This window comes from Streptomyces sp. NPDC126503 (genome assembly GCF_040302405.1).
Classification (GTDB): domain Bacteria; phylum Actinomycetota; class Actinomycetes; order Streptomycetales; family Streptomycetaceae; genus Streptomyces; species Streptomyces gulbargensis.
Genome location: NZ_JBEORS010000027.1, coordinates 50,219 through 70,367 on the forward strand (window position 1 = coordinate 50,219; position 20,149 = coordinate 70,367).

Annotated in this window: 17 protein-coding genes and 4 tRNA genes; 9 read left to right on the plus strand and 12 right to left on the minus strand. The window is 70.8% G+C overall.

The features are described from left to right. The first annotated feature begins 29 nt into the window (after window positions 1–29). The 3 genes from ABTY40_RS26710 to ABTY40_RS26720 all read left to right on the plus strand — a co-directional run bounded on the left by ABTY40_RS26710 (window position 30) and on the right by ABTY40_RS26720 (window position 315). Window positions 30–102: transfer RNA gene (locus ABTY40_RS26710), tRNA-Glu, on the plus strand. A 40-nt stretch (window positions 103–142) separates the two neighbouring features. Next, window positions 143–216 (plus strand) — tRNA-Asp (locus ABTY40_RS26715). A gap of 22 nt (window positions 217–238) precedes the next feature. Further along, window positions 239–315 (plus strand) — tRNA-Phe (locus tag ABTY40_RS26720). Window positions 316–410: 95 nt separating this feature from the next. Here the strand turns inward: ABTY40_RS26720 and ABTY40_RS26725 are convergent. The 3 genes from ABTY40_RS26725 to ABTY40_RS26735 all read right to left on the minus strand — a co-directional run bounded on the left by ABTY40_RS26725 (window position 411) and on the right by ABTY40_RS26735 (window position 2,554). After that, window positions 411–1,250: a cytochrome c biogenesis CcdA family protein gene (locus ABTY40_RS26725; RefSeq protein ID WP_352061858.1), complete on the minus strand. Its 840-nt coding sequence runs from the start codon at window positions 1,248–1,250 to the stop codon at window positions 411–413. Then, window positions 1,247–1,981 (minus strand): DsbA family protein, encoded by a 735-nt coding sequence (locus ABTY40_RS26730; RefSeq protein WP_352061859.1) that lies wholly within the window; start codon window positions 1,979–1,981, stop codon window positions 1,247–1,249. The genes ABTY40_RS26725 and ABTY40_RS26730 overlap by 4 nt, the downstream gene beginning before the upstream one ends. 69 nt (window positions 1,982–2,050) lie before the next feature. After that, window positions 2,051–2,554 (minus strand): hypothetical protein, encoded by a 504-nt coding sequence (locus tag ABTY40_RS26735; protein WP_352061860.1) that lies wholly within the window; start codon window positions 2,552–2,554, stop codon window positions 2,051–2,053. Between the two features lie 124 nt (window positions 2,555–2,678). On the opposite strand from ABTY40_RS26735, the gene hrpA reads away from it, so the two are divergent. Beyond that, a complete protein-coding gene (gene hrpA, locus ABTY40_RS26740; RefSeq protein WP_352061861.1) occupies window positions 2,679–6,659 on the plus strand; it encodes an ATP-dependent RNA helicase HrpA in 3,981 nt (1,326 codons plus the stop codon). Between the two features lie 90 nt (window positions 6,660–6,749). Next, window positions 6,750–6,823: transfer RNA gene (locus tag ABTY40_RS26745), tRNA-Asp, on the plus strand. A 569-nt stretch (window positions 6,824–7,392) separates the two neighbouring features. Here ABTY40_RS26745 and bldC read toward each other — a convergent pair. Then, on the minus strand, window positions 7,393–7,599 hold the full coding sequence (gene bldC / locus ABTY40_RS26750) for a developmental transcriptional regulator BldC (RefSeq protein ID WP_003949541.1): 207 nt from the start codon (window positions 7,597–7,599) through the stop codon (window positions 7,393–7,395). A 562-nt stretch (window positions 7,600–8,161) separates the two neighbouring features. Then, the gene (locus tag ABTY40_RS26755) at window positions 8,162–9,022 is read right to left on the minus strand and encodes a DUF8083 family protein (protein WP_352061862.1); all 861 of its coding nucleotides are present in this window, start codon (window positions 9,020–9,022) and stop codon (window positions 8,162–8,164) included. A gap of 156 nt (window positions 9,023–9,178) precedes the next feature. Between ABTY40_RS26755 and ABTY40_RS26760 the strand changes: the two genes are divergently transcribed. Next, window positions 9,179–10,270 carry a Leu/Phe/Val dehydrogenase gene (locus tag ABTY40_RS26760; RefSeq protein ID WP_352061863.1) on the plus strand — a complete coding sequence of 364 codons (1,092 nt, stop codon included), beginning with the start codon at window positions 9,179–9,181 and terminating at the stop codon, window positions 10,268–10,270. Window positions 10,271–10,558: 288 nt separating this feature from the next. Continuing rightward, on the plus strand, window positions 10,559–10,813 hold the full coding sequence (locus ABTY40_RS26765; RefSeq protein ID WP_309050255.1) for a DUF3073 domain-containing protein: 255 nt from the start codon (window positions 10,559–10,561) through the stop codon (window positions 10,811–10,813). A 174-nt stretch (window positions 10,814–10,987) separates the two neighbouring features. Here the strand turns inward: ABTY40_RS26765 and purM are convergent, their stop codons facing one another. From purM to ABTY40_RS26785, 4 genes are all read right to left on the minus strand, one after another. Further along, on the minus strand, window positions 10,988–12,067 hold the full coding sequence (purM, locus tag ABTY40_RS26770) for a phosphoribosylformylglycinamidine cyclo-ligase (protein ID WP_345287181.1): 1,080 nt from the start codon (window positions 12,065–12,067) through the stop codon (window positions 10,988–10,990). Between the two features lie 45 nt (window positions 12,068–12,112). Beyond that, window positions 12,113–13,639 carry an amidophosphoribosyltransferase gene (gene purF / locus ABTY40_RS26775; RefSeq protein ID WP_345287179.1) on the minus strand — a complete coding sequence of 509 codons (1,527 nt, stop codon included), beginning with the start codon at window positions 13,637–13,639 and terminating at the stop codon, window positions 12,113–12,115. A 230-nt stretch (window positions 13,640–13,869) separates the two neighbouring features. Further along, on the minus strand, window positions 13,870–14,685 hold the full coding sequence (locus ABTY40_RS26780) for an META domain-containing protein (protein WP_352061864.1): 816 nt from the start codon (window positions 14,683–14,685) through the stop codon (window positions 13,870–13,872). Window positions 14,686–14,739: 54 nt separating this feature from the next. Beyond that, the gene (locus ABTY40_RS26785) at window positions 14,740–15,528 is read right to left on the minus strand and encodes a maleylpyruvate isomerase family mycothiol-dependent enzyme (RefSeq protein WP_352061865.1); all 789 of its coding nucleotides are present in this window, start codon (window positions 15,526–15,528) and stop codon (window positions 14,740–14,742) included. Window positions 15,529–15,602: 74 nt separating this feature from the next. Here ABTY40_RS26785 and ABTY40_RS26790 point away from each other — a divergent pair, with 74 nt between their 5' ends. Further along, window positions 15,603–16,013, plus strand: coding sequence for a nuclear transport factor 2 family protein (locus tag ABTY40_RS26790; RefSeq protein ID WP_352061866.1), 411 nt, complete (start codon window positions 15,603–15,605; stop codon window positions 16,011–16,013). A 77-nt stretch (window positions 16,014–16,090) separates the two neighbouring features. On the opposite strand, the gene purL is transcribed toward ABTY40_RS26790, so the two are convergent. The 3 genes from purL to purS are packed head-to-tail and all read right to left on the minus strand — an operon-like array spanning window position 16,091 to window position 19,259. Further along, window positions 16,091–18,340 (minus strand): phosphoribosylformylglycinamidine synthase subunit PurL, encoded by a 2,250-nt coding sequence (gene purL, locus ABTY40_RS26795; protein ID WP_352061867.1) that lies wholly within the window; start codon window positions 18,338–18,340, stop codon window positions 16,091–16,093. Next, window positions 18,337–19,017, minus strand: a complete 681-nt coding sequence (gene purQ / locus ABTY40_RS26800; protein ID WP_352061868.1) for a phosphoribosylformylglycinamidine synthase subunit PurQ — start codon at window positions 19,015–19,017, stop codon at window positions 18,337–18,339. The genes purL and purQ overlap by 4 nt, the downstream gene beginning before the upstream one ends. Next, window positions 19,014–19,259: a phosphoribosylformylglycinamidine synthase subunit PurS gene (gene purS / locus ABTY40_RS26805; RefSeq protein ID WP_015035032.1), complete on the minus strand. Its 246-nt coding sequence runs from the start codon at window positions 19,257–19,259 to the stop codon at window positions 19,014–19,016. The genes purQ and purS overlap by 4 nt, the downstream gene beginning before the upstream one ends. Before the next feature lie 368 nt (window positions 19,260–19,627). Here purS and ABTY40_RS26810 point away from each other — a divergent pair, with 368 nt between their 5' ends. Then, window positions 19,628–19,981, plus strand: a complete 354-nt coding sequence (locus tag ABTY40_RS26810; protein WP_352061869.1) for a histone-like nucleoid-structuring protein Lsr2 — start codon at window positions 19,628–19,630, stop codon at window positions 19,979–19,981. The last annotated feature ends 168 nt before the right edge of the window (window positions 19,982–20,149 follow it).

The window sequence follows — 20,149 nt, forward strand, 5'->3', positions numbered from 1 at the left end:
CGCTGAGAAGCGCCCAGGTGGGGCCGTTAGCCCTCATCGTCTAGTGGCCCAGGACGCCGCCCTTTCAAGGCGGTAGCACGGGTTCGAATCCCGTTGGGGGCACGCATCACCCTGTGCGAGACTTGTCTCGCACAGACAGCAAGGTCCTGTGGAGCAGTTGGTTAGCTCGCCACCCTGTCAAGGTGGAGGTCGCGGGTTCAAGTCCCGTCAGGATCGCTGAGGTCAGCAATGGCCTCGTGGCTGGGTAGCTCAGTTGGTACGAGCGATCGCCTGAAAAGCGATAGGTCGCCGGTTCGACCCCGGCCCCAGCCACCACCGGAAGGCCCCGTTCGAGAGAGCGGGGCCTTTCTCGTTCCCCGGTCGCCTGGCCGGGGGTCCCGTACGGGGAGGGGCGCCCCTCCCCGTACGGCTCACGCCTCCTCGCGCTCCGCCCCGGCGCCGCGCCGGCCCCGCACCGCGAGCACCACCGCCACCACGGCCACCACCGCCAGGAGCAGCGCCCAGTCCGGCACCGACCGGCCCAGCTCCGCCACCCGCCGCTCGACCGCGAACGAGTCGTCGACCGAGAGCAGCCCCGGCAGGGCGGTCGTCCCGTCGAAGACCAGGAACATCGTCCCCAGGGCGACGAAGAACAGTCCCGAGAGCAGCGAGGCCGAGTGGACCGTGCGCGGTCCGAGGCGGACCGGGCGGCCGCGCAGCCAGCGCCGCCGCCCCAGGTCGTACCGCTCCCAGAGCAGCGCCAGCACGAACAGCGGCACCGCCATGCCCAGCGCGTACACGGCCAGGAGAAGCCCGCCGTACACGGGGCTGCCGCTCAGCGCCGCCACCGTCAGGACGCTGCCGAGGATCGGGCCGGCGCAGAAGCCGGCGAGGCCGTAGACGAGGCCCAGGGCGTAGGCCGAGAGGGCGCTGGTCGGGCGGATCCGGCCGCTCGCCTCCGCGATCCGGCGGGAGGCGAAGCCGAGCCCGAGCATCTGGAGGACGCCGAGCCCGATGATCAGCCAGCCGCCGGCCGCGACCAGCAGGTCCCGGTGGCCGTAGAAGAACCGGCCCGCGAGGGATCCGGCCGCGCCGAGCGGGACGAGGGTGGTGGCCAGACCGGCGTAGAGGATGCCGGTGCGGGCGACCAGCTTCGCCCGGGTCTCGACCGAGTACGCGAAGAACGCGGGCAGGAGCAGGGCGCTGCACGGGCTGAGCAGGGCGAGCAGACCACCGAGGAAGGCCGCGAAGTAGCCGATGCCGGAGGTCATCCCCGGCCCTTCGCCGAGGCCGCCTTCGCGGCCGCCGCCGCCTCGATGGCCTCGGTGAAGGTCTCGAGGGGCTGGGCGCCGGCGATCGGCCGGCCGTTGATCAGGAAGGACGGGGTGGAGGTGGCGCCGAGGCTGTAGCCCTGCTCCTGGTCCTTCTTCACGGCCGCGCGGGCCTCCGCGCCCTCGCTGTCCCGCGCGAACCGGTTCAGGTCCGGGACGCCCGCCTCCTCGGCGAGGGCGGTCAGCCGCTCCTTGCCGAAGCCCTTCCGCTTGGCGTCCTCGGCGTACGCGGCCTTGTGGAACTGCCAGAACCGGCCCTGCCGCCCGGCCGCCCAGGCGGCGCGGGCCACCGCCTCGGACTCCTCGCCGAAGATCGGGAAGTTGCGCCACTCGATGCGCAGGGTGCCGTCGCGGACGTACTTCTCCACCAGGACCGGTTCGGTGTCGCGGGCGAACTTGCCGCAGTAGCCGCACTTGAAGTCGGCGTACTCGATGAGGACGACCGGCGCGTCGGCCCGGCCGAGGGCGAGGCCGTCGGACGCGTCGCGCCGGGCGTACGCCTCCAGCTCCGGATAGACGCCCTCGGACGGGCCGGCCGACACCTCGGCCACCGAGGAGGTGCCGGCGGCGCCGGGGGAGGCGGGCTTGGTGGCGGTGTACGAGGCGAAACCGGCGAGCACGGCGGCGACGGCCACCCCGGACACGATCGTGATCGTCTTGGACCTGGACATGCGGAAGCGCTCCTGAGGGAGGAAGAAAGGGGAAGGGAGGCGGGAGGGCGGGCCTGCGGGCCCGGCCCCCTAGACCCTCAGGACCGACAGCTCCACCGGTGACGGCGGTACGAGCTCCGGCGGCTCGCGGCCCGGTGCAGGGTGCCCCGCCTCCGGGTCGGTGCCCCAGGCTGCCGCGGCGGGGGTGCGGTCGGCGGTGAGCGCGGGAAGCAGTTCGGCGAAGCCCTGGGCCCGTGGCGGTACGGCGGGGCCCCCGGCCCCGGCCTCGGCGGGGTCCCGGTGCCCGCAGCCCGGCACGGGGCCGCCCGCGGCCGGAACGCTCACCTCGCCGGACCCGTGCGCCCGGGCGGAGATCTCCGGCCCGGCAACCGCGTACTCCACCGCGGTCGCCGCCGTCCCGGGATCCTCGTACGCCACCACGGCCGCCCCCGTCCCGGGAACCGCGTACGGCACCGGGGCCGCGCAGACCAGGAGTCCCAGCACCAGGCCGAGCAGGAGTGTCACGAGCGGGGACCGCCGCCGAACCGCCGGGGCGGCGCACGCGGGGTGCGCGCGGACGGCGGTGCGGAACATGCGAAACCCCTCGGATCCGGTCGGTGTGCCCGAAATATTACGCAGGCGTACGGGACACGCCCCCGGACGCGGCCCGGAAATCGGTTCGCCGGTTCTCGGCCGCAGGTGCGATCCTGGATTCCGTATGTCTACTTCCTTCGCCGCCCTCCAGTCCGTCCTGGCCGGGGTCTCGCTGCGGGACGCCCACCGGCTCGGCCGCCGTCTCGAAGGCGCCCGCCGCATCCGCAAGCCCGAGGCCCGCGCGGCCGTCCTGGACGAGATCGCCGCCGAGGCCGGCAAGGCCAAGGAGCGCGTCGACGCGCGCGCCGCCCTCGTGCCCGCCGTCACCTATCCCGAACAGCTGCCCGTCTCCCAGAAGAAGGACGAGATCCTGGAGGCGATACGCGACCACCAGGTCGTGATCGTCGCCGGTGAGACGGGCTCCGGCAAGACCACGCAGATCCCGAAGATCTGCCTGGAGCTCGGCCGGGGCGTGCGGGGCATGATCGGCCACACGCAGCCGCGCCGGATCGCCGCCCGCACGGTCGCCGAGCGCGTCGCCGAGGAGCTGAGGACCCCGCTCGGCGGGGCCGTCGGCTGGAAGGTCCGCTTCACCGACCAGGTGAACCCCGACGAGACCTTCGTCAAGCTGATGACGGACGGCATCCTGCTCGCCGAGATCCAGACGGACCGCGAGCTGCGCGCCTACGACACGATCATCATCGACGAGGCCCACGAGCGCTCCCTCAACATCGACTTCCTCCTGGGCTACCTGGCCCAGCTGCTGCCGAAGCGCCCGGACCTGAAGGTCGTGATCACCTCCGCGACCATCGACCCGGAGCGTTTCTCCCGCCACTTCGGCAACGCCCCGATCGTCGAGGTCTCCGGCCGTACCTATCCGGTGGAGGTCCGCTACCGGCCCCTCCTGGAGGACGACTCGGAGGACGCGGACCGGGACCAGATCACCGCGATCTGCGACGCCGTCGACGAGCTCCAGTCCGAGGGCCCGGGCGACATCCTGGTCTTCCTCTCCGGCGAGCGGGAGATCCGCGACACCGCCGACGCCCTCATCAAGAAGAACCTGCGGAACACCGAGGTCCTGCCGCTCTACGCCCGGCTCTCCCACGCCGAGCAGCACCGGGTCTTCCAGGCCCACACCGGCCGGCGGATCGTCCTCGCGACCAACGTGGCCGAGACCTCCCTCACCGTCCCCGGCATCAAGTACGTGATCGACCCGGGCACGGCCCGCATCTCGCGCTACTCGCACCGGACCAAGGTGCAGCGCCTGCCGATCGAACCGGTCAGCCAGGCCAGCGCCAACCAGCGCAAGGGCCGCTGCGGCCGTACCTCCGACGGCATCTGCGTCCGGCTCTACTCGGAGGACGACTTCCTCTCCCGGCCGGAGTTCACGGACGCCGAGATCCTCCGGACGAACCTGGCCTCCGTCATCCTCCAGATGACCGCGGCGGGCCTCGGCGACATCGAGAAGTTCCCCTTCATCGATCCGCCGGACCACCGCAACATCCGGGACGGCGTGCAGCTCCTGCAGGAGCTCGGCGCGATCGACCCGGCCGAGAAGGACCCGAAGAAGCGGCTCACCCCGCTCGGCCGGAAGCTCGCCCAGCTGCCCGTCGACCCGCGTCTGGCCCGCATGGTGCTGGAGGCGGAGCGGAACGGCTGCGTCCGCGAGGTCATGGTGATCGCGGCGGCGCTCTCCATCCAGGACCCGCGCGAGCGGCCGGCCGAGAAGCAGGCCCAGGCCGACCAGCAGCACGCCCGTTTCAAGGACGAGACCAGCGACTTCCTCGCCTTCCTCAACCTGTGGCGGTACATCCGCGAGCAGCAGAAGGAACGCGGCTCGTCGTCCTTCCGCCGCATGTGCAAGCAGGAGTATCTGAACTTCCTGCGGATCCGCGAGTGGCAGGACATCTACGCCCAGCTCCGCACGGTCGCCAAGCAGATGGGCATCCACCTGGGGGAGCCCTCGGCGGACACTGACGCGCCGGAACAGTCCGTGCACGTCTCCCTGCTCGCCGGTCTGCTCTCCCACATCGGCCTCAAGGACGTGAAGGAGAGCAAGGAGGGCCGGGACGCCAAGCGCGAGGGCACCCGGAACGAGTACCTGGGCGCCCGCAACGCCAAGTTCGCGATCTTCCCCGGCTCCGCCCTCTTCAAAAAGCCGCCGCGCTTCGTCATGTCCGCCGAGCTGGTGGAGACCTCCCGCCTGTGGGCGCGGGTCAACGCGCGGATCGAGCCCGAGTGGATCGAGCCGCTCGCCCAGCACCTGGTGAAGCGGACGTACAGCGAGCCGCACTGGGAGAAGGACCAGGCGGCCGTGATGGCGTACGAGAAGGTGACGCTGTACGGCGTGCCGATCGTCGCCGACCGCAAGGTGAACTACGGGCGGATCGACCCGGAGGTCTCCCGCGAGCTGTTCATCCGCAACGCGCTGGTCGAGGGCGACTGGCGCACGCACCACAAGTTCTTCGCGGACAACCGCAAGCTGCTGACCGAGGTCGAGGAGCTCGAACACCGGGCCCGGCGACGGGACATCCTCGTCGACGACGAGACCCTCTTCGACTTCTACGACAAGCGGGTGCCCGAACACGTCGTCTCGGGCGCGCACTTCGACTCGTGGTGGAAGCACAAGCGCCGCGAGGAGCCGGAGTTCCTCGACTTCGAGCGCGAGATGCTCATCAACGAGAAGGCGCGGGCGGTCACCAAGGACGACTACCCGGACTCCTGGCGGCAGGGGCCGCTGAAGTTCCGGGTGACGTACCAGTTCGAGCCGGGCGCGGACGCGGACGGCGTGACCGTCCACATCCCGCTCCAGGTGCTCAACCAGGTCACCGACGAGGGCTTCGACTGGCAGATTCCGGGGCTGCGCGAGGAGGTCGTCACGGAGCTGATCCGTTCGCTGCCGAAGCCGATCCGCCGCCACTACGTGCCCGCGCCCAACTTCGCGACCCGCTTCCTGGATTCCACCGTCCCGGTGCAGGAGCCGCTGACGACGGCGCTCGCCCGTGAGCTCCAGCGGATGGTCGGGGTGCCGCTCACCCCCGAGGACTTCGACTGGGCGAAGGTCCCCGACCACCTCAAGATCACCTTCCGGATCGTCGACGAGCGGCGCCGGAAGCTGGCCGAGGACAAGGACGTGGAGGCGCTGAAGCTGCGGCTGCGCCCCAAGGCCCGTCAGGCGCTCTCCAAGGCTGCCGCGGCGGCCACGGCGGGCCCGGACGGCTCGGGGCCCTCGCTGGAACGCTCGGGGCTGCGGGAGTGGACGATCGGCACCCTCACCAAGGTCTTCGAGACCCGGCGGGCCGGCCAGCCGGTCAAGGCGTACCCGGCGCTCGTCGACGAGGGCGACTCCGTGGCCGTGCGCCTCTTCGACACGGAGGCCGAGCAGGCGCAGGCGATGTGGCGGGGCACCCGGAAGCTGATCATGCTGAACATCCCGGTGAATCCGGCGAAGTTCGCTTCGGACAAGCTGACCAACCAGCAGAAGCTGGCCCTGTCGGCGAATCCGCACGGCTCGATCCAGGCCCTCTTCGAGGACTGCGCGACGGCGGCGGCCGACCGGCTGATCGCGGACCACGGCGGCCCGGCGTGGGACGAGGAGTCCTTCCGGAAGCTGTACGACAAGGTCCGCGCCGACCTCGTGGAGCTGACCGTCCGCACGGTGGGCCAGGTCCAGCAGGTGCTCGCGGCCTGGCAGGCCTGTGAGCGGCGCCTGAAGGCGACGAACAGCCCGGCGCTGCTCGCGAACCTGAAGGACGTCCGGGACCAGCTGTCCTGGCTCATGCCGCCCGGCTTCGTGACCCGTACCGGTCTGAAGCGGCTGCCGGACCTCATGCGCTATCTGGTGGCGGTCGACCGGCGGCTGCAGCAGATGCCGACCGGGGTCCAGCGGGACACCACCCGGATGGAGAAGGTCCACGAGATGCTGGACGAGTACGCCTGGCTGCTCGAACAGCTCCCGCCGGGCCGCCCGGTGCCGGCGGAGGTGACCGACATCCGCTGGATGATCGAGGAGCTGCGGGTGAGCTACTTCGCCCACGCACTGGGGACGGCCCACCCCGTCTCGGACAAGCGCATCGTGAAGGCGATCGACGCCGCGGCCCCGTGACCGGTCCGGCCGGCCGGGTGCCGGAAGCCGGCCCCCGGCACCCGGTTCGACCAGACCCCCGGAACTGCTGTACAGTCGTTCTCGCAACGAGGTCCTGTGGAGCAGTTGGTTAGCTCGCCACCCTGTCAAGGTGGAGGTCGCGGGTTCAAGTCCCGTCAGGATCGCCTCGGAAAAGGCCCGCATCACACGATGCGGGCCTTTTCGTTGTGCGCGGGTGTGCCGGTGGACCGGTGCGCGGGTGGACCGGCCGGGCGCGAGCGTACGCGGGCGGTGCGGGGGTACGTGGACGAGCACGGCGGTGCGGCCCGGCCTGGACCGGGCGCCGCCGCCCCGGTCCCGCGAGGAGCCCCGAGGGCTTGGGGCGGCCGGGGACGAAAGTCCCATCAGCCGGTGACCAACGGCGGGTTGGGGGCGGTCCAAGGAGTGGGAGGCTGTCCCTTGGCAAGAGTTGGCCCCTGTGACGGGTGTCACTGAAAGTGTTTCAGAAACCGCTTCACTTACACCCTCCCTACACCGGCCGGATTTAATATGTGCAATTGCACGGGCGGGCGACGCGCGGCACGGGGCACAAAAAAGATCGCGCCGGACCCGGCGGAGTCCAGCGCGATCGGTGACGGAGACCTGTTGGGGCAGGTGACCGCCGGCAGAGCTAGGGGTGGGAGACCGGATTGGGGGATCCGGCCGGGCCCGGTGTTACGGGGTACTGCGGGGTGTTACAAGTGCTGCGCGAACCTCAGGCCTCGCTGCGCTGCTGCGGAATGCCCGCCAGCAGCGCGCGAACCTCGGCCTCGCGGTACCGGCGGTGTCCACCCAGCGTGCGGATGGACGTGAGCTTGCCCGCCTTGGCCCACCGGGTCACCGTCTTCGGGTCCACGCGGAACATCGTGGCAACCTCGGCAGGGGTCAGCAGCGGCTCGGCATCAGGGGTGCGAGCGGTCATGAGCGGCCTCCTCGGGAGAACCGAACCTTCTCGGTTCTTTCCTCTAAATTCTGCACCTTGACCCGCGTTGCCCGAAATGGCAGAAGCGGGCCGAGTCGGTTATAGGACGAACGGCTTGTCCTCGGCACTACAACTACACCATCCGTCCAGCCACGTCGGCCAAACCGATGGAATTGCCCTCGCAGGTGTTCATCAGCGGCGGAAGTCGATGGACCATGCCATAACGGACAGTCACGCCACTGTGACGATCAGTCACAGAGCGATCAGGAGTCCTCAGACCCCCCATAGAGTGCAATGCTGAGCGTTCCGCCCATAGATGGACGGAAGGAACCCTCCCCGGACTCCTTGTCCTATTTTGGCACGAGGATGGGTGATGGACGCAAGGGTGCGTTAAGTGCGATCCGTCACGCTTGAGTCAAAGGCCCGGATCGGGACCAACGTCCCCGCCGGGCGTACCGAAGGGCCCCGGGGCCCCGCCTCCGGGTGCATGAAGATCAATTACACCGGCCGGTGGCGTCCTGTCGATGGACACCTGACAGACTCCGGCGGCGGATCTTGACGGTCAGTTCGCGAACTGGAGATCGCGCACCAGCCGCCACCGCTCCGCGAGCCGCCCGTAGACCTCGCTCGCCTCCTCGCCGTCACCCGACTTCAGGGCCGCGATCCCGGCCGCCACCTCCGCCGCCGAACGCTCCCCGGCCAGCCACTCCTCCGGCACCGCGTGCACCAGGCCGCCGAAGTCCAGCTCCACCAGGGCCCTCGGATGGAACTCCTCCAGCCAGCGGCCCACCTCGACGAGCCCCCGGGTCATCGGCCCCTCGTCGATCGACTCCCGCAGCGCCCGCAGCGAGCGGGCGAGCCGGCGCCGCGCCTGCGCCATGGTCGTCCGGTACCGCAGCACCGGCGGCCGTGCCGGTCCCTCGCCGTCCCGCCGCCCGGGCTCGTACTGCCGGTCCTCCTCCCCGAAGAGCGCGAACCAGCGCAGCGGCACCTGCCAGACCGCCGTACGGATCCACGGCCGCGCGTCCGGGTTCTCCACCCGCCAGCGCTCATGGTCCGCCGCCGCCTGCTCCCGCACCACCGGCGGCACCATCGCGTCGAGCACCGGCCCCGGGAACGCGCCGGCCGCCAGCTCCTCCAGGGCGAGCAGCGCCCGCAGCCGGGTCCGCCACGGGCAGATCACCACCGCCCCGCCCAGATGCGCGACGAACGCCTCCGCGCTCTCCTCGACCGGCACGGGCACCGGAGGCGTCGGCACCAGGTCCGCGAGGGAGCGCCGCAGCTCCTCCTGCGCGCCGGGAGTGCCCGCCCGGCGCGCGTAACGGGCCCACTGGGACCGCTCGGGTTCGGGGAACGCGGCCAGCGGTTCGTACACCCGCAGATAGGACGCGTAAGGGACGAGGACCGAAGAGGCGACCGACATGTCGCAAATCCTTCCACGGAGGTACTCCGCGAGGGGGTGATCCTGAGCACTGCGGCCGATCTACGCACAGGTAGGACTTACTCTCGTGCGGAACATGGTCCTCCCCCACCCGTAGGGAGGGCCGCAACCGCCGCTTCGTACTTGGGAGTCACCACCGTGACCGATGTGACCGGCGTTCCTGCTGACGTACTCCACACCCTCTTCCACTCGGAGCAGGGTGGCCACGAGCAAGTCGTGCTCTGCCAGGACCGCGCCACCGGCCTCAAGGCCGTCATCGCCCTCCACTCCACCGCCCTCGGCCCCGCCCTCGGCGGCACCCGCTTCTACCCGTACGCCACGGAGGCCGAGGCGATCGCCGACGCGCTCAACCTGGCGCGCGGCATGTCGTACAAGAACGCCCTGGCCGGTCTCGACCACGGCGGCGGCAAGGCCGTGATCATCGGTGACCCGGAGAAGATCAAGACGGAGGAGCTCCTCCTCGCGTACGGGCGCTTCGTCGCCTCCCTCGGCGGCCGGTACGTCACGGCCTGCGACGTCGGCACCTACGTGGCCGACATGGACGTCGTCGCCCGCGAGAACCGGTGGACCACCGGCCGCTCCCCCGAGAACGGCGGCGCCGGCGACTCCTCCGTCCTCACCGCCTTCGGCGTCTTCCAGGGCATGCGGGCCTCCGCCCAGGCCCTGTGGGGCGACCCGACGCTGCGCGGCCGCAAGGTCGGCGTCGCGGGTGTCGGCAAGGTCGGCCACTACCTCGTCGAGCACCTCCTCGAGGACGGCGCCGAGGTCGTCATCACCGATGTGCGCGAGGAGTCGGTGCGCCGGATCACCGACAAGTTCCCGCAGGTGACGGTGGTCGCGGACACGGACGAGCTGATCCGCGTCGAGGGCCTCGACATCTACGCCCCCTGCGCGCTCGGCGGTGCCCTGAACGAGACCACCGTGCCGTTCATGACCGCGAGCATCGTCTGCGGGGCGGCCAACAACCAGCTCGCCCACCCGGGCATCGAGAAGGACCTGGTGGAGCGCGGGATCCTCTACGCGCCCGACTACGTGGTGAACGCCGGCGGCGTGATCCAGGTCGCCGACGAGCTGCACGGCTTCGACTTCGACCGCTGTAAGGCCAAGGCGACGAAGATCTTCGACACCACCCTGGAGATCTTCGCACGTGCGAAGGCCGACGGAATCCCGCCGGCCGCCGCCGCCGACCGGATCGCCGAGCAGCGGATGGCCGAGGCGCGCCGCGCCTGAGCCGTACGGCCGTACGGAGGGCCGGGCCCGCCACCCGGGAGACTTCGCTCACGCCGGTCGGCGGGTCGGCCCTTCAGAAGAGGTTAAAATCGCGATTGACCAGCGAGGAAAGGGCTCCTCGAAGGTTCTGTACCGGGGTATGTGATGCGCGCGGCGTACCGTAGACCCGAGGAAACAGGTACCGTTGAAGCCCTACGGACCGGTCTCTCTGCCGAGAGCCCGTTCCGAACCATGAACGCGTGTCAAGACTCTGGGGCCAGCGAGCCCCGTCACCGAGGGGGTCGAGCCATGGGGCGCGGCCGGGCAAAGGCCAAGCAGACCAAGGTCGCCCGCCAGCTGAAGTACAGCAGCGGCGGGACCGACCTTGCGCGTCTGGCCCACGAGCTGGGCGCTTCGACTTCGAACCAGCCGCCGAATGGCGAGCCGTTCGAGGACGACGACGAGGAAGACGACCCGTACGCGCAGTACGCGGATCTCTACAACACGGACGACGAGGACGAGGACGACGAGTCCGGCCCGTCCGCGTCACGCCGTCGCGCTTGACCTTCTGAACACGAAACCCGGCCCGGGTCACCCCGGCCGGGTTTCTGTGCTGTCCGCGGATCTTCGCGGACCGCCGCCGTCCGCCGAGCGGGCCGGCACGGCTTCAGGAGGCATGGCGCACGGGGTACGGCTCAGGGGGCGCCCCGAGGAGCGCCCCCTGTTCCGTGACCGCTCCTACCGGGCGTAGTCGCCGACCAGCTCGGCACCCGTCGTGCGGTCGCCGCGCTCGGTGATCTCGCCCGCGACCCAGGCGTCGAGGCCCCGGTCCGCCAGCGTGGTCAGGGCCGCGTCCACGGACTCGGCCGGGACGACCGCCATCATGCCCACGCCCATGTTCAGGGTCTTCTCCAGCTCCAGGCGCTCGACCTGTCCGGCGGTGCCGACCAGGTCGAAGATCGCGCCCGGGGTCCAGGTCGAGCGGTCGACCGTGGCGTGCAGGCCGTCCGGGATCACCCGGGCCAGGTTGGCGGCCAGGCCGCCGCCCGTGATGTGGCTGAAGGCGTGGACCTCGGTGGTGCGGGTGAGGGCCAGGCAGTCCAGGGAGTAGATGCGGGTCGGCTCCAGGAGCTCCTCGCCCAGGGTGCGGCCGAGCTCGTCCACCTGCTGGTCGAGGGCCATGCCGGCGCGGTCGAAGACCACGTGCCGGACGAGCGAGTACCCGTTGGAGTGAAGCCCGGACGAGGCCATGGCGATGACCGCGTCACCCGTACGGATGCGATCCGCGCCGAGCAGCCGGTCGTACTCCACGACACCCGTGCCCGCGCCCGCCACGTCGAAGTCGTCCGGGCCGAGGAGGCCCGGGTGCTCCGCCGTCTCGCCGCCGACCAGGGCGCAGCCGGCCAGGACGCAGCCCTCGGCGATGCCCTTGACGATGGCGGCGACCCGCTCCGGGTGGACCTTGCCCACGCAGATGTAGTCGGTCATGAAGAGGGGCTCGGCGCCGCAGACGACGATGTCGTCCATGACCATCGCGACCAGGTCGTGGCCGATCGTGTCGTACACGCCCATCTGGCGGGCGATGTCGACCTTGGTGCCGACGCCGTCGGTGGCGGAGGCGAGGAGCGGACGCTCGTAGCGCTTGAGGGCGGAGGCGTCGAAGAGACCGGCGAAGCCGCCCAGGCCGCCGAGGACCTCGGGGCGCTGCGTCTTCTTCACCCACTCCTTCATCAGCTCGACGGCGCGGTCGCCCGCCTCGATGTCGACGCCCGCGCTCGCGTAGCTGGCGCCGCCTCCGGCACTGGGGTTCTGAGACATGGGTTCAGAGCTTTCGTGTCGTACTGCGGGGTGTGCGGCGGGGTCTTACGGGCGCCGGAGCGCGTCGGAGGCCGCGGTGGCGGCCGGCCCGGCGGCCAGCTCGGTCTCCAGGAGCTGCTTGCCGAGCAGCTCGGGGTCCGGCAGTTCCATCGGGTACTCGCCGTCGAAGCACGCGCGGCAGAGGTTCGGCTTCTGGATCGTGGTCGCCTCGATCATCCCCTCGAGGGAGATGTACGAGAGCGAGTCCGCGCCCAGCGACTTGCCGATCTCCTCCACGGACATGCCGTTGGCGATCAGCTCCGCGCGGGTGGCGAAGTCGATGCCGAAGAAGCAGGGCCACTTGACCGGCGGCGAGGAGATCCGGATGTGGACCTCGGCCGCACCGGCCTCGCGGAGCATGCGGACCAGGGCGCGCTGGGTGTTGCCGCGGACGATCGAGTCGTCCACGACCACGAGCTTCTTCCCCTTGATGACTTCCTTGAGGGGGTTCAGCTTCAGCCGGATGCCCAGCTGGCGGATGGTCTGCGAGGGCTGGATGAAGGTGCGCCCGACGTAGGCGTTCTTCACCAGGCCGGCGCCGAAGGGGATGCCGGAGGCCTCGGCGTAACCGATCGCGGCCGGGGTGCCGGACTCCGGGGTCGCTATCACCAGGTCGGCCTCGACGGGCGCCTCCTTGGCGAGGCGGCGGCCCATCTCCACGCGGGAGAGGTACACGTTCCGGCCCGCGATGTCCGTGTCGGGACGGGCCAGGTACACGTACTCGAAGACACAGCCCTTGGGCTTCGCTTCCGCGAATCGCGAGGTGCGGATGCCGTTCTCGTCGATGGCGATCAGCTCGCCGGGCTCGACCTCGCGGACGAAGCTGGCACCGCAGATGTCGAGGGCGGCGGACTCGGAGGCCACCACCCAGCCGCGCTCCAGCCGGCCGAGGACCAGCGGGCGGATGCCCTGCGGGTCACGGGCCGCGTAGAGCGTGTGCTCGTCCATGAAGACGAGGGAGAAGGCGCCCCGGACCTCGGGGAGGACCTTCGCGGCGGCCTGCTCGATGGTGAGCGGCTCGCCGTCCTCGTCCACCTGGCCCGCGAGGAGCGCGGTGACCAGGTCCGTGTCGTTGGTGGCGGCGACCTGGGTCGCGCGCCCTTCCCTCTTGGGCAGGTCGGCGACCATTTCGGCGAGCTGCGCCGTGTTCACCAGGTTGCCGTTGTGGCCGAGCGCGATCGAGCCGCGGGCGGTCGCCCGGAACGTCGGCTGCGCGTTCTCCCACACGGAGGCCCCGGTGGTCGAGTAGCGGGCGTGTCCGACCGCGATGTGACCTTGGAGGGAACCGAGAGAGGTCTCGTCGAAGACCTGGGACACGAGCCCCATGTCCTTGAAGACGAGGATCTGGGAGCCGTTGCTGACCGCGATTCCCGCGGATTCCTGGCCCCGATGCTGGAGGGCGTAGAGCCCGAAGTACGTGAGCTTTGCGACCTCTTCACCCGGAGCCCAGACACCGAAGACGCCACACGCGTCCTGGGGGCCTTTCTCGCCGGGGAGCAGATCGTGATTGAGTCGACCGTCACCACGTGGCACGTTTCCGAGTGTAGACGGGCTCGACCACTGGTCCGAATTGGCGAAATCCCGGACCCACCCCACTCGTACGATCACACGAATTGATCGTCGGCGCCCTGGAGAGCCCTACAAGGCAGGCGGCGGAAGGGTTCCCGCCGCCCGCGTCCTCCTTGAGGGGGTCCCGTACCGGCCCGTAACCCGGGTGTCGATGTGACGGAGTTCGCAATCCAGCGACCCGTCACCCGCCCGCGCTACGCGCGTCCGGGGGTCTCGGCCCGTGCGGTGAACCCCTCCCCCGAGGCGTCCGTGAGCGTCAGCGTGCGGTGGTCGAGCCGGTAGGTGAGCGGCCCGTCGAGGAGTTCGTACAGCTTCGTCTCCAGGCTCATCTGCGGGCTCGTGCAGATCATGCGCGTGGTGGCCGCCGGGCCCTCGACCGTCAGGGTCCGCCCGTCGGCGCGGGCGGTGGCGGAGAAGTTGTTGCAGCCGAGGTTGCCGGTGATCCGGCCGTCCGTCCCGATCACCATCCGGGCCTTGTCCCCGCTGCCGGCGGGCAGGGAGGCGGCGGTCGTCCCGGAGACCAGCCCGTCGATCTTCCAGGTGGTGCCGCGCAACGGCGCGGACGGCTCACGGGTCAGCTCCACGCCCCCGCGGCCGTCGGCGGAGGTGAGGGTGAGGTCCTCGCCGTCCAGGCGGCCGTTCAGCTTCCCGGAGAAGGCCTTGAGCAGGGCGGACTCGAAGCGTTCCCGGTCGGCCGGGCAGCCCATCGCCGTCACCTCGTGCGAGGAGACGGTGAGGGTGTCGCCGTTCACGGCGACGGCGGCCCCGAAGTGGTTGCAGCCGGAGTCACCCTTCGCCCGGCCCGTCTCCGCGAAGTCGAGCCGGGCGCCGTCCGGGGCGGCGGATCTGGTCCCGTCGACCGTGACGGACTCGATCGTCCAGTGGGTCCCGGTGACGGGCAGGTCCGGGGCGGCCGTGGCCGCTCCCGGGCCCCCGTCACCTCCCTCCGTACCGCAGGCGGCGAGGAGGAGGACCAGGGCGGCGGCTGCGAGAGTGCGCGGCTTCTGCATGCCGGTGGGACGGGCGCCGCCCCCGGCCGGTTCCCCCTCGCCCGTTTCCGCCGGTCAGCCCATCAGGGGCAGCAGCGCGGTGAGATCGGCCCGTTCACCACTCGCGCTCACCCGGGCCGCCTCCCGCTCCGCCGCCCACCCGGTACGGCCGGTCGCGAGCCGGATCCAGGTCAGCGGGTCCGTCTCGACCACGTTCGGAGGAGTGCCCCGGGTGTGCCGGGGGCCCTCCCCGCACTGCACCACCGCGAACGGCGGAATCCGCACCTCCACCGCCCCGCCCGGAGCCTTCGCCGCGAGCGCGTCGGCGAGCAGCCGGGTGCAGGCGGCGAGGGCCTGCCGGTCGTACGGGACGGCGGCGCCGGTCGCCGCCACGAGGTCGTCGGTGTGGACGACCAGCTCGACGGTCCGGGTCACGAGGAAGTCGGCCAGGGTCATGGCCCCGAGGCTCACCGGCAGCACCCGGTCGTCGTCCGCGGCGGCCACCGCCTCCTCGTACGCCCGCGCCGTCCGGTCGTACAGCGCGGGCAGGTCGGAGGCGTCGATGCCCCGGGTGTGCCCGTCGATCCGCTCCGCCGCCGCGGCGGTCGCGAAGGGCCAGTCGGCCGGCGCCAGCTCCGCCGCGCCCGGGGCGGGCCGGCCGAGCAGCTCCGCCACGGAGCCGACCATCCACGCCAGGTGCGCCGCGAGGTCCCGTACGGTCCACTCCCCCAGCCGCGTCGGCCCGTCGAGCTGCTCCGGCGTGAGCGCCTCCACGGCCTCGCGCACGTGCCCGAACTGGGCGCGCACGGCGGCGCGGGTCTTGGCGGAGTCGTAACGGCGGGGGCGCTTCCTGGCAGGTGGCATGGGCAGAGGCTAGCGCCGAGACTGGAGGAGGGAGGCACACCCTCGCGACAGGCAGCGAAAGCAGGCGACGGGACATGACCCACCACGAGCACCCCGACGCGGCGCTGGTCCGCCGGGCCTACACCGCGTTCACCTCGGGAGACATGGAGACACTGGGCTCCCTCATGACGGGCGACTGCACCCACCACGTGCCCGGCGAGACCCGCTTCGGCGGCCACTTCAAGGGCCGGGACAACGTCCTCGGCATGTACCGGGATCTCGACGAGTACACCGGCGGGACGCTGCGCGCCGAACTCGGCTCCGTCCTCGTCGACGGGCGCGGCCACGCCGTCGCGACGCACCTGCTGTTCGCCGAGCACGGCGACCGGGGCATCGAGATGCCGAGCGCCCTGGTCTTCACGATCATCGACGGCAAGATCTCCGACATCGACGAGTGCGTGGCGGACATCGAGGAACTCGACAGCTTCTACTCGCTCGACGGCTGAACGGGCGGGACGGGCAGGACGGCCGAGCCCCCGCCCGGACCGTGAAGGTCCGGACGGGGGCTCTCCCGGACGAGGGGTCAGGCCAGCAGAGCCGGGATCGTGGCCTCGTGGGCCGCGCGCAGCTCCTCCAGGGAGAGGCTGAACTCGCCCTGGACCTCGATGGTGTCACCGTCGACGACACCGATCCGGGTCGCCGGCAGGCCCCGCGCACCGCACATGTCGGTGAAGCGGAGTTCCTCGCTGCGCGGGACGGCGACGACCGCGCGGCCCGCCGACTCGGAGAAGAGGAAGGTGAAGGCGTCCAGGCCCTCGGGGACGACCAGGCGCGCGCCGTTGCCGCCGCGCAGGCAGGACTCGGCGACCGCCTGGACCAGACCGCCGTCCGACAGGTCGTGGGCCGCGTCGATCATGCCGTCGCGGGAGGCCGAGATCAGGATCTCGCCCAGCAGCTTCTCCCGGTCGAGGTCCACGGCCGGCGGCAGACCGCCGAGGTGCTGGTGGATCACCTCGGACCAGGCCGAACCGCCGAACTCCTCCTTGGTGTCGCCCAGCAGGTAGAGGAGCTGGCCCTCCTCCGCGAAGGCGATCGGGGTGCGGCGGTTGACGTCGTCGATCACACCGAGGACGGCCACGACGGGCGTCGGGTGGATGGCCACGTCACCGGTCTGGTTGTACAGCGACACGTTGCCGCCGGTGACCGGGGTGCCGAGCGCGAGGCAGCCGTCCGCGAGACCGCGGGTGGCCTCGGCGAACTGCCACATGACGCCCGGGTCCTCGGGCGAACCGAAGTTCAGGCAGTCCGAGATCGCCAGCGGCTTGGCACCGGAGGCGGCGACGTTGCGGTACGCCTCCGCCAGCGCGAGCTGCGCGCCCGTGTACGGGTCGAGCTTCGCGTACCGGCCGTTGCCGTCCGTCGCCATGGCCACGCCGAGGTTGGTCTCCTCGTCGATCCGGATCATGCCCGCGTCCTCGGGCTGGGCGAGCACGGTGTTGCCCTGCACGAAGCGGTCGTACTGGTCCGTGATCCACGCCTTGGAGGCCTGGTTCGGGGAGGAGACGAGCTTGAGGACCTGGTCCTTCAGCTCCTCGCCGTTCTGCGGCCGGGGCAGCTTGCCGGCGTCGTCGGCCTGGAGCGCGTCCTGCCACTCCGGGCGCTCGTACGGCCGGTGGTAGGTCGGGCCCTCGTGGGCGACGGTGCCCGGGGGCACGTCCACGATGAGCTCGCCGTGCCAGTAGATCTCGAGGTGGTCGCCGTCCGTGACCTCACCGATGACGGTGGCGGTGACGTCCCACTTCTCGCAGATCTCCATGAAGCGGTCGACGTGCTGCGGCTCGACGATCGCGCACATGCGCTCCTGCGACTCGCTCATGAGGATCTCCTCCGGCGAGAGCGTCGCGTCGCGCAGCGGCACGGTGTCCAGCTCGACCCGCATGCCGCCGGAGCCGGCGGAGGCCAGCTCGCTGGTCGCGCAGGAGAGTCCGGCGCCGCCCAGGTCCTGGATGCCGGCGACCAGCTTCTCCTTGAAGATCTCCAGGGTGCACTCGATGAGGAGCTTCTCCTGGAAGGGGTCGCCTACCTGCACGGCGGGGCGCTTGGTGGGCTTGGTGTCGTCGAAGGTCTCGGACGCGAGGACCGAGACGCCGCCGATGCCGTCGCCGCCCGTGCGGGCGCCGTAGAGGATGACCTTGTTGCCGGGGCCCGAGGCCTTGGCGAGGTGGATGTCCTCGTGCTTCATGACGCCGATGCAGCCGGCGTTGACCAGCGGGTTGCCCTGGTAGCAGGAGTCGAAGACGACCTCGCCGCCGATGTTGGGCAGTCCCAGGCAGTTGCCGTAGCCGCCGATGCCGGCGACGACGCCGGGCAGGACGCGCTTGGTGTCGGGGTGGTCGGCGGCGCCGAAGCGCAGCGGGTCGACCACGGCGACCGGGCGGGCGCCCATGGCGAGGATGTCGCGGACGATGCCGCCGACGCCGGTGGCCGCACCCTGGTAGGGCTCGATGTACGAGGGGTGGTTGTGCGACTCGACCTTGAAGGTGACCGCGTACCCCTGGCCGACGTCGACGACGCCCGCGTTCTCACCGATGCCGACGAGCATGGCGTCGGAGTCGGGCTTCTTCTCGCTGAACTGCTTCAGGTGGACCTTGCTGCTCTTGTACGAGCAGTGCTCGGACCACATGACGGAGTACATGGCGAGCTCGGCGCCGGTGGGACGGCGGCCCAGGATCTCGCGGATGCGCGCGTACTCGTCCTCCTTGAGGCCGAGCTCCTTCCAGGGCTGCTCGCTGTCCGGGGTCGCGGTGGCGTGCTTGACCGTGTCCAGAGTCATGCGGTGACCAGCTTCTTGAGGATCGAGGTGAAGAAACCGAGTCCGTCCGTCTTACCGGTGCCGACCAGCGGCTCGACGGCGTGCTCGGGGTGCGGCATGAGGCCGACCACGTTGCCCGCGGCGTTGGTGATGCCCGCGATGTCACGCAGCGAGCCGTTCGGGTTCAGGTCGAGGTACCGGAAGGCCACTCGCCCCTCGGCCTCCAGCTCGTCGAGCGTGCGCTCGTCGGCCACGTACCGGCCGTCCATGTTCTTGAGCGGGACCTCGATCTCCTGGCCCTCGGTGTAGTCCGAGGTCCAGGCGGTCTCCGCGTTCTCCACCCGCAGCTTCTGGTCGCGGCAGATGAAGTGGAGGTGGTTGTTGCGCAGCATGGCGCCGGGCAGCAGGTGGGCCTCGGTGAGGATCTGGAAGCCGTTGCAGATGCCGAGGACGGGCATGCCCGCCTTCGCCTGCTCGATGATCGTCTCCATCACCGGCGAGAAGCGGGAGATGGCTCCGGCCCGCAGGTAGTCGCCGTAGGAGAAGCCACCGGCCAGGACCACGGCGTCGACCTGCTTGAGGTCCTTGTCGCGGTGCCAGAGCGGGACGGGCTCGGCGCCCGCGAGGCGGGCGGCGCGCAGCGCGTCCTGGTCGTCGAGCGTTCCGGGGAACGTGACGACGCCGATGCGTGCGGTCACGACTCCACCTTCACGACGAAGTCTTCGATCACGGTGTTGGCAAGGAAGGTTTCGGCCATCTCATGGATGCGGGCGAGGGCGGCGTCGTCGACCGGCCCCTCCACCTCCAGCTCGAAGCGCTTCCCCTGACGGACGTCGGCGATTCCGGCGAACCCGAGGCGGGGCAGTGCACGCTGCACCGCCTGTCCCTGCGGGTCGAGGATCTCCGGCTTGAGCATGACGTCGACTACGACGCGTGCCACTGGCACTCCCGGTGGTGTGTTGCGTGGGCGGTTCCCTCAGCGTACCTGCCTCCAAATTCTACGCGGGTAGAGATCTGAAGGATCCTACAAATGCCCTCCGCCGGGCGTCCGCCCCGAGGATGATCCACTCCAATGCCCCGCGCACCCCGCCACACATGAAATGCGAGTGAAATATCGCACCCCGCCAATGCCCCGGGACACGCTGAGACAATTGGCAGGGCTTCACAATGCGAGGCCCCTCGCTGTACAAAGGAATCCAGAGGAAAGAAACATTGTCCCTGGGCAGCCATATGCCCGGCATCGCCGCACGTCAGAGCGGAATCGAACGCCCCTGATACGTGGCGGGCCACAGGAAAGGACCTATATCCGTGGCGCAGCGTGTGGTGGTCACCCTCTCCGACGACATCGACGGCGGAGAAGCGGCGGAAACGGTCGCCTTCGGCCTCGACGGGAAGATGTACGAGATCGACCTGAATGCTGCCAATGCAAAGAAACTCCGCAAGGCCCTCGCCCCCTACCTCGCGGCCGGCCGGAAGCTGACCGGCAAGGCGGCGGCGGGCGGCGGGGCGACCGGCGGAACCGGGGCGTCGGCGTACAAGCACACGGCCCTCGCCCCCGACCCGGCGGCGGTCCGGGCATGGGCCCAGGCCCACAAGATGGACGTGCCGGCCCGGGGCCGCATCCCCAAGGCCGTGTACGAGGCGTTCCGCGCGGCGAGCTGAGCGGGCCCGGGCAGGGCGCGCGGGGCCGGCACCCAAAGGCGGCGAGGGGCGACAGGGGAGCCGGCCGGCGCGGTGCCGCCCGGCCCGGGAGCCCTCCGGGGTGCCCGCCCGGCCCCCGCCCCGGAGCCGATTTGCATTGCACCCCCCATGATCCGCTAGAGTCTGAAG

What these genes read in the sequence shown, in the direction of transcription:
- purL (WP_352061867.1), bottom strand. Translation starts at nt 18,340, where the DNA reads ATGACTCTGGACACGGTCAAGCACGCCACCGCGACCCCGGACAGCGAG.
- bldC (WP_003949541.1), bottom strand. Translation starts at nt 7,599, where the DNA reads ATGACCGCTCGCACCCCTGATGCCGAGCCGCTGCTGACCCCTGCCGAG.
- ABTY40_RS26735 (WP_352061860.1), bottom strand. Translation starts at nt 2,554, where the DNA reads ATGTTCCGCACCGCCGTCCGCGCGCACCCCGCGTGCGCCGCCCCGGCG.
- hrpA (WP_352061861.1), top strand. Translation starts at nt 2,679, where the DNA reads ATGTCTACTTCCTTCGCCGCCCTCCAGTCCGTCCTGGCCGGGGTCTCG.
- ABTY40_RS26755 (WP_352061862.1), bottom strand. Translation starts at nt 9,022, where the DNA reads ATGTCGGTCGCCTCTTCGGTCCTCGTCCCTTACGCGTCCTATCTGCGG.
- ABTY40_RS26790 (WP_352061866.1), top strand. Translation starts at nt 15,603, where the DNA reads ATGACCCACCACGAGCACCCCGACGCGGCGCTGGTCCGCCGGGCCTAC.
- ABTY40_RS26730 (WP_352061859.1), bottom strand. Translation starts at nt 1,981, where the DNA reads ATGTCCAGGTCCAAGACGATCACGATCGTGTCCGGGGTGGCCGTCGCC.
- ABTY40_RS26780 (WP_352061864.1), bottom strand. Translation starts at nt 14,685, where the DNA reads ATGCAGAAGCCGCGCACTCTCGCAGCCGCCGCCCTGGTCCTCCTCCTC.
- purM (WP_345287181.1), bottom strand. Translation starts at nt 12,067, where the DNA reads ATGTCTCAGAACCCCAGTGCCGGAGGCGGCGCCAGCTACGCGAGCGCG.
- ABTY40_RS26765 (WP_309050255.1), top strand. Translation starts at nt 10,559, where the DNA reads ATGGGGCGCGGCCGGGCAAAGGCCAAGCAGACCAAGGTCGCCCGCCAG.
- ABTY40_RS26785 (WP_352061865.1), bottom strand. Translation starts at nt 15,528, where the DNA reads ATGCCACCTGCCAGGAAGCGCCCCCGCCGTTACGACTCCGCCAAGACC.
- ABTY40_RS26725 (WP_352061858.1), bottom strand. Translation starts at nt 1,250, where the DNA reads ATGACCTCCGGCATCGGCTACTTCGCGGCCTTCCTCGGTGGTCTGCTC.